Genomic DNA, 6821 nt, shown 5'->3' with positions numbered 1-6821 from the left:
TTTCTTCTTCATTGGCATATCCATGACTTTTACACCTCATGATATGCCCCGCCCACGAAATCACGGATAGGCCCGGCCGGTTCGCCTCCGGCTCGCGCCTCCAGAAAAAGCCCCGCTTCGGCGGGGCTTTTCTTTTGTGTCGACGCGTATGCGTGTCGCGCGCGATGCCGTTGCGCACGCAACCGCGTGGCGCAACGGCATCGCGTCAGCCGTCCACCGGCTGCATCGGGGTGTCGAGTCTGAGCTGATAAAACGCCGCATCGAGCCATCGGCCAAACTTGAATCCGGCTTCCGCTACCGTGCCCGAATGCACGAACCCGAGCCGCGTATGCAGCGCGATGCTGCCCGCGTTGGTCGCGTCGATGCAGCCGACGAGCACATGCACATCGGCATCCCGCGCACGTCGGATCAGTTCACGCAGCAGCAGCTCGCCGAGCCCGCGGCCGCGATGGTCGCGATGCACATAGACGCTGTGTTCGACCGTGTACTTGAACGCAGGGAACGCGCGGAACGTGCCCCAGCTCGCGAAGCCGAGCAGCGTGTCCGCTGCGTCGACTGCGCCGATCACCGGAAAGCCGCCTGCGCGCTTCGTCGCGAACCAGGCGGCCATCGCTTCGGGCGGGCGCGGCCGGTAGTCGTACAGCGCGGTCGAATTCACGATCGCGTCGTTCAGGATCTCGAGGATGGCCGACGCATGCTCGGCTTCGCTGCAATCGATCAGGCGGACGTCGTCGCGTGGTTTCGGGGAATTCATGGAGGCTCCTTTGGAGTTCGAGCGGCATCGTGCGCGCATCACACGATGCGTACGCCGACCGCGGCCGCCGCATCGCAGATCGCGACGACGTAGCGCGCCGAGTGCGACGACGGATTGCTGAAGATCAGCGGCGCATCGAGCCGCATGGCCAGACAGTCGCCTTCGCGAAGTTCGTGAAGTTCGCTGCCGCACGTGACGTCGATGCGCCCGCGGATCACCCACACTTGCTGATGCATCACGCTGTCGCGGCCGCCCGTGTCGTATGCGACGCGCGCGCCCGGCGGGAAATCGACTTCGACCAGCTGAATCGGCGACGGCCAGCCGGGCGGCGACAGATTGCGCCGCACGTAGCCGGACGCCGGATCGCGCCACTCGGCCTGTTCCGCGCGACGGACAAGCGGCAGCGTCGGCGTGTCGTTGCGATCGCCACTGAACAGCGCGGCCAGCGACACGCCGAGGCCTGCCGCGAGCTTGTCCAGCACGACCGCGGTCGGACTGGCCGACGCGCGCTCGACGAGCGAGATCATCGAGCGGCTGACGCCCGAGCGTGCGGCCAACGCGTCGAGCGTGTAGCCCCGGGTTGCCCGCAAGTCGCGCACGCGGCGCGCAATGCGCTCGTTGATGCTTGCGTCGCCGCCGGGAGGTGTCGTTTCCTCTTGCATAATGAACGCATTTTCCAGCAAGCTGGAATTTGCTGTCAACGACGCAGGCCGAGCGGCTCTCTTTGCCGATCGCACGCCAGCGCTTGCTGCCGCACATCCCGATGTGTAGTATACGAAACGACTACATTTCGTTTAATTGGTGGCATATGGGAATCATCAAGATTTCGGAGAACATGCACGAGCGGCTGCGCTCGACGAGCACGGCGCTCAGCCGTTCGATCAACGCGCAGGCCGAGCACTGGCTGCGCGTCGGGATGCTGGCGGAGTTGAATCCGTCGCTGTCCTACGGCGACATCTGCCGGATGCTGATCGAAGCCGAAGCGCGCGGCGAGGACTTGAGCCCGACCCAGTCGGCCACGCACGGCATCGAGCAGGTGGCGTAATGGCGAAGCGCGGAATCCCGATCCGGAACGACGAAGAAATCGCGAAGTCGCGCGACGCAGCGAAGCTCGCGTCGCAGGTACTGACGATGATCGCCGAGCACGTGAAGCCCGGCGTTACCACCGACGAACTGGACGCGCGCTGCCGCGACTACATCGTCGACGCGCTCGGCGCGATCCCGGCGAACATCGGCTACCACGGCTATCCGAAGACGCTGTGCGCGTCGGTCAATCACGTGGTCTGTCACGGCATCCCGTCGTCGCGGCCGCTGCGCGACGGCGACATCGTCAATCTCGACGTCGCCGTGATCAAGGACGGCTGGTTCGGCGACACGAGCCGCATGTACTTCGTCGGCGAGCCGGCCGAGCTCGCGCGGCGCCTCGTCGCGACGACCTACGAGGCGATGCACGCGGGCATTCGTGCGGTTCGCCCCGGCGCGACGCTCGGCGACGTCGGCTATGCGATCCAGCAGGTCGCACATCGCGAAGGCTTCAGCGTGGTGCGCGAATATTGCGGGCACGGGATCGGCGACATCTACCACGACGAGCCGCAGGTACTGCACTATGGCCGGCCGGGCACCGGCGTGCCGCTGCGGCCGGGGATGATCTTCACGATCGAGCCGATGCTCAACGCGGGCAAGCGCGACACGCACGTGCTGGCGGACGGCTGGACGGTGGTGACGAAGGACCGTTCGCTGTCCGCGCAATGGGAGCACATGGTCGTGGTGACGGAGCAGGGCGTCGACGTGCTGACCGACGACGTGAAGCCGCAGCCGTTCGCCGTGCTGTCCGGCGCGCACGCGGCCTGACGGCAGCGCGAGCCGTATCGCGGTTCGCCGTATCGGGCAGCGCAGCCGGCGCGTGCCCGGCGCGTGCAATCGACAGCCGTGCCGGCGCTTCGCTTCCTTTGCACGCGAGATCCGCGCAACCGCGAACCGCGGCCGCACCACCGCTCGCGGCGGCGCTACCGGTTACAGCAGCTCACCCGCGTGCCTTCTGCCACGCGTGTCCGACGAACACGCGACACAGCGCTTCCATCCCTTGCCGGTCCTCGTCGTCGAAACGCGCGGCGACGGGACTGTCGACATCCCACACGCCGATCAGCGTGCCGTCGTCCGCGATCAGCGGCACGACGATCTCCGACTCCGACGCCGCGTCGCACGCGATGTGACCGGGGAATTCGTGCACGTCGCGCACGACCTGCGTTGCACGCGTCTGTGCGGCCGTCCCGCACACGCCTTTGCCGAGCGCGATCCGCACGCATGCGGGCTTGCCCTGGAACGGTCCGACGACGAGCTCCGTGCCGTCGAAGAAATAGAAGCCGGCCCAGTTCAGGCGGTCGAGCGAGTGGAAGACGAGCGACGAGAAATTCGCGGCGTTCGCGATCAGGTCGCGTTCGGACTCGACGAGCGAGCGCGCCTGCTCGACGAGCGTCGCGTAATGGTCGGCCTTGGAGGCGTGTGGTGCGTTGGACAGCATGAACATGGCTGGAAAGCGTGAAGGTTGTGAGAACGCGCGACGCGCGTACCGAAGTCTACGGCACGCGCGTTCGCTCTGCAGCGTACGACCGCACCCGTCGCGCCGAATGCGATGCATGCGAAAACGGCGGCGATGCGCTCAATCGGGTTCGAGTTCGGCAAACCGCTCGGCGAGAAAATCGAGCAGCGCCCGCACCGCGGGCAGCAGACCGCGTCGCGATGCGAACACCGCGTGCACGATCTCGCGGCGCGGCGCCCAGTCCGGCAGCACGGTCGTCAGTTCGCCGCGTGCGATCTCGTCGCGCACCATCATCGTCGGCAGCTGCACGACGCCGACGCCCGCGATTGCCGCCGCGCGCAGCGCGAGCATCCCGCCGGTCACGAGGCGCGGCTGATGGTGAATTTCGGCCTGTGCGCCGTCCGGACCGCGCAGCCGCCACACGTGCGCGGCCTGCGGCATGCCGTGATCGAGGCTCGGCAGACGTACGAGATCGGCCGGCACGACGGGCACGCCGTGCTCGCGCAGCAGCGCCGGGCTCGCGACCAGGCATTGGCCGCGCTCGGCGAGCACGCGCAGCGCGAGGTCGCTGTCCTCGAGTGGCGGCGGGCGCACGCGCAGCGCGACGTCGATCCCTTCGCCGACCACGTCGACACGCCGGTTCGTCGCTTCCAGATGGATCTCGACGCGCGGGCACGCGGCCATGAACGCGGCGATCATCGCGCCGACCAGCGAGTCGAGCAGCACGATCGGGCAACTGACGCGTACGATCCCGCGCGGCTCCTCGTGCATCAACGCGACGGCCTCGTCGGCGGCGTCGGCCTCGACGAGCATCGCGCGGCAGTGCGCGTAATAGGTCTGCCCGACATCGGTGACCGTGAAGCGGCGCGTCGAACGCTGGATCAGCCGCATCCCGAGTCGCGCCTCGAGCAGCGCGATGCGGCGGCTCAGCTTCGATTTCGGCATGTTCAGCGCGCGCCCGGCCGGTGCGAAGCCGCCGTGTTCGACGACCTGCACGAAGTAGTAGAGATCGTTCAGATCCCGCTCTTTATCGTTCATGAAATGGAACGCTGAGTGCGATTTCCGCAGTCTACCGGACGGTTCGTTCCATCTCTATATTGCTATCCAGGATGCGAAACACGCGTTTCGCCGCAATTCGGAGAAGGCGATGAAGAAGATTCACGGTGTGTACAGTGCGCCGCGCGGGCATTGGGTCGGCGACGGTTTCCCGGTGCGTTCGATGTTCAGCTACCAGTCGCACGGCGCGCATCTGAGCCCGTTCCTGCTGCTCGACTACGCGGGCCCGGCGACGTTCGAGCCGGCATCGGCGCCGCGCGGCGTGGGCCAGCACCCGCATCGCGGGTTCGAAACGGTGACGATCGTCTATGACGGCGAGGTCGCACACCGCGATTCGACCGGCGCGGGCGGCGTGATCGGCCCCGGCGACGTTCAGTGGATGACGGCCGCAAGCGGGATTCTGCACGAGGAATTCCACTCGGAAGCGTTCACGAAGCGCGGCGGGCCGCTCGAAATGGTGCAGCTGTGGGTGAACCTGCCGGCCGCCGACAAGATGGGCGAGCCCGGCTACCAGACGCTGCTGAACGCCGACATTCCGGTGGTCGAACTGCCGGACGGCGCGGGCCGCGCGCGGATCATCGCGGGCGAGCTCGACGGGCGGCGCGGCCCGGCGCGCACGCACACGCCGATCGACGTGTGGGACGTGCGGCTCGTCGCGGGCGGCCATGCGCGGTTTCCGGTCGCGGAAGGGCGGACGCTGGCGGTCGTCGTGCTGAACGGCACGGTGCTCGTGAACGGCGAGACGATCGCCCGCGACGCGCAGTTCGTGCAGCTGAGCCGCGACGGGCGCGACGTCGAGATCGAAGCGAACGGCGACGCGAAGCTGCTGATCCTGAGCGGCGAGCCGATCGACGAGCCGATCGTCGGCTACGGCCCGTTCGTGATGAACTCGCAAGCGGAGATCCGCGCCGCGATCGACGACTTCAACAGCGGCCGCTTCGGACGGATGCCGGCGTGACGGACAGGCCCCGCGCAATGCGGGGCCTTTTCGCATGCGGCGTCGGCTCGCGCGCCGCGCGCGCTTCGGGGCATAATCGTCGGCTGTCGCGCGCCGGCCGGCGTGCCCGAATCAGGACCGCACATGAACGCTTCCGTCCCCGCCGCATCGCCGGGCGCCGCCGATCTCGAATGGCGCTGGAAACCTTTCGACGCGCTGAGCGCGCGTGAAATCTACTCGATCCTCGAAGCGCGCAGCGCCGTGTTCGTCGTCGAGCAGAACTGCGTGTATCGCGACATCGACGATGCCGATCAACACGCATGGCATCTGGCCGCATACGACCGCGCCGGCCGGCTGGCCGGCTATCTGCGCGTGCTGCTGCCCGACGCGCAGCATCCCGACGTGCGGATCGGCCGCGTGCTGACGACCGCCGCGTTCCGTGGCGCCGGCCTCGGCAATGCGCTGCTGTCGCGTGCGCTCGAGCACATTCGCGCGCAATGGCCCGACACGCGCGTGAGCCTGCATGCGCAGGCGCATCTGCAGCGCTTTTACGGCGCGTTCGGCTTCACGCCGAGTTCGGACGTGCACGACGAGGACGGCATTCCGCATGTTTGGATGAGCAGCGAGCGCGCGTGACGCGCGACGCCGGATGCGGCGCGTTCAGCGCGCGGTATGTGCGAGCGCCGCGTCGGCACCGCGCTTCGCGGCCCGCTCGCCGGCCAGCCGCCCGCGCGCGGACAGCCGCAGCCAGTGCCGCAGCGCGATCAGCGCGCCGATCACGCTCATCATCGAACCGGGGATCCACAGCAGCAGCCCGCCGATCTGCTGATCGCGCAGCGGGCTCAGCCACGTAAACGCGCGGCCGCAGATCGAGTAGATCGGATACAGCTCGTGCGGCGTGAAGAAGATCAGCGCGCCGAGCGCGATCTGCGGTGGAATCGCGGCGACGACGATCAGGATCCGCCGGCCCGGCGACAGCCGCGCGGGCGGCGCCGGACGCGGATCGACGACGAGCCACCAGAACAGCAGCCCGTCGATCACCATGCTCCAGTTCATCACGCGGTACAGCCGCCAGTCGAGCATCGCGACGAAGTGGATCGGCGACAGCAGCCAGAAGTAGATGAGCCCGACGAACAGCACGACCGCGACGACCGGATGAAACACGACGTCGAGCGTCGCGCGCAGCGGCGCCCACGCGAGCGCGGGGCGCACGAAGCGCTGCCGCCAGCGAAACGGGATGCCCGCGCGGATCGCGGCGCCCGGGTACGCAAGCGCGATGAAGAACGGCCCGAGATGATGGAGCACGAGATGCTGCGCGCGGTGCATGAAGAACTCGTGCTCGAAGAAGTAGTCGAGCCGCGTGTGCAGCGCGACGTACAGCGCAGTCAGCCCGAACCAGAACGAGAATTGCCGCAGCGGCGACACCTTCGCCTTCTTCACGCCGCGCGCGAACAGCACGGCGGCCGCGAGCACCGCGACGACGACCGTCGGCGACGGTTCCCACGGCTCGAGCCAGTACAGGACGTTCATCGCGC

At 67.9% G+C, this 6821-nt stretch carries 9 protein-coding genes; 4 read left to right on the top strand and 5 right to left on the bottom strand.

Going from position 1 to position 6821, the window contains the following annotated elements; translation table 11 throughout:
* Positions 1-205 precede the first annotated feature (205 nt).
* Positions 206-754: a GNAT family N-acetyltransferase gene (locus BUB20358_RS20605; protein WP_006764767.1), complete on the bottom strand. Its 549-nt coding sequence runs from the start codon at positions 752-754 to the stop codon at positions 206-208.
* Between the two features lie 38 nt (positions 755-792).
* Positions 793-1416, bottom strand: coding sequence for a helix-turn-helix domain-containing protein (locus tag BUB20358_RS20600; RefSeq protein ID WP_035972750.1), 624 nt, complete (start codon positions 1414-1416; stop codon positions 793-795).
* Between the two features lie 146 nt (positions 1417-1562).
* Between BUB20358_RS20600 and BUB20358_RS20595 the strand changes: the two genes are divergently transcribed.
* Complete coding sequence (locus tag BUB20358_RS20595; protein WP_035972748.1) at positions 1563-1799, top strand: ParD-like family protein; 237 nt, start codon at positions 1563-1565, stop codon at positions 1797-1799.
* On the top strand, positions 1799-2605 hold the full coding sequence (gene map, locus BUB20358_RS20590) for a type I methionyl aminopeptidase (protein WP_035972746.1): 807 nt from the start codon (positions 1799-1801) through the stop codon (positions 2603-2605). Before BUB20358_RS20595 ends, map begins: the two co-directional genes overlap by 1 nt.
* A 172-nt stretch (positions 2606-2777) precedes the next feature.
* Here map and BUB20358_RS20585 read toward each other — a convergent pair whose 3' ends face one another.
* Both BUB20358_RS20585 and BUB20358_RS20580 read right to left on the bottom strand, forming a co-directional pair.
* Complete coding sequence (locus BUB20358_RS20585; RefSeq protein ID WP_006764764.1) at positions 2778-3281, bottom strand: GAF domain-containing protein; 504 nt, start codon at positions 3279-3281, stop codon at positions 2778-2780.
* A 132-nt stretch (positions 3282-3413) separates the two neighbouring features.
* On the bottom strand, positions 3414-4331 hold the full coding sequence (locus BUB20358_RS20580; RefSeq protein ID WP_006764762.1) for a LysR family transcriptional regulator: 918 nt from the start codon (positions 4329-4331) through the stop codon (positions 3414-3416).
* 109 nt (positions 4332-4440) lie between these two features.
* Here BUB20358_RS20580 and BUB20358_RS20575 point away from each other — a divergent pair, with 109 nt between their 5' ends.
* Positions 4441-5307 (top strand): pirin family protein, encoded by an 867-nt coding sequence (locus BUB20358_RS20575; protein WP_035973394.1) that lies wholly within the window; start codon positions 4441-4443, stop codon positions 5305-5307.
* A 123-nt stretch (positions 5308-5430) separates the two neighbouring features.
* The gene (locus tag BUB20358_RS20570; protein WP_035972745.1) at positions 5431-5922 is read left to right on the top strand and encodes a GNAT family N-acetyltransferase; all 492 of its coding nucleotides are present in this window, start codon (positions 5431-5433) and stop codon (positions 5920-5922) included.
* Between the two features lie 24 nt (positions 5923-5946).
* Here BUB20358_RS20570 and BUB20358_RS20565 read toward each other — a convergent pair whose 3' ends face one another.
* Positions 5947-6816 carry a cytochrome c oxidase assembly protein gene (locus tag BUB20358_RS20565; RefSeq protein ID WP_006764760.1) on the bottom strand — a complete coding sequence of 290 codons (870 nt, stop codon included), beginning with the start codon at positions 6814-6816 and terminating at the stop codon, positions 5947-5949.
* Between the last annotated feature and the right edge of the window lie 5 nt (positions 6817-6821).

The organism is Burkholderia dolosa (assembly GCF_902499135.1).
In the GTDB taxonomy this organism is placed as follows: Bacteria; Pseudomonadota; Gammaproteobacteria; order Burkholderiales; family Burkholderiaceae; genus Burkholderia; species Burkholderia dolosa.
This window is presented reverse-complemented; position numbering and strand designations above follow the sequence as displayed.

What these genes read in the sequence shown, in the direction of transcription:
- BUB20358_RS20605 (WP_006764767.1), bottom strand. Translation starts at nt 754, where the DNA reads ATGAATTCCCCGAAACCACGCGACGACGTCCGCCTGATCGATTGCAGC.
- BUB20358_RS20600 (WP_035972750.1), bottom strand. Translation starts at nt 1,416, where the DNA reads ATGCAAGAGGAAACGACACCTCCCGGCGGCGACGCAAGCATCAACGAG.
- BUB20358_RS20595 (WP_035972748.1), top strand. Translation starts at nt 1,563, where the DNA reads ATGGGAATCATCAAGATTTCGGAGAACATGCACGAGCGGCTGCGCTCG.
- map (WP_035972746.1), top strand. Translation starts at nt 1,799, where the DNA reads ATGGCGAAGCGCGGAATCCCGATCCGGAACGACGAAGAAATCGCGAAG.
- BUB20358_RS20585 (WP_006764764.1), bottom strand. Translation starts at nt 3,281, where the DNA reads ATGTTCATGCTGTCCAACGCACCACACGCCTCCAAGGCCGACCATTAC.
- BUB20358_RS20580 (WP_006764762.1), bottom strand. Translation starts at nt 4,331, where the DNA reads ATGAACGATAAAGAGCGGGATCTGAACGATCTCTACTACTTCGTGCAG.
- BUB20358_RS20575 (WP_035973394.1), top strand. Translation starts at nt 4,441, where the DNA reads ATGAAGAAGATTCACGGTGTGTACAGTGCGCCGCGCGGGCATTGGGTC.
- BUB20358_RS20570 (WP_035972745.1), top strand. Translation starts at nt 5,431, where the DNA reads ATGAACGCTTCCGTCCCCGCCGCATCGCCGGGCGCCGCCGATCTCGAA.
- BUB20358_RS20565 (WP_006764760.1), bottom strand. Translation starts at nt 6,816, where the DNA reads ATGAACGTCCTGTACTGGCTCGAGCCGTGGGAACCGTCGCCGACGGTC.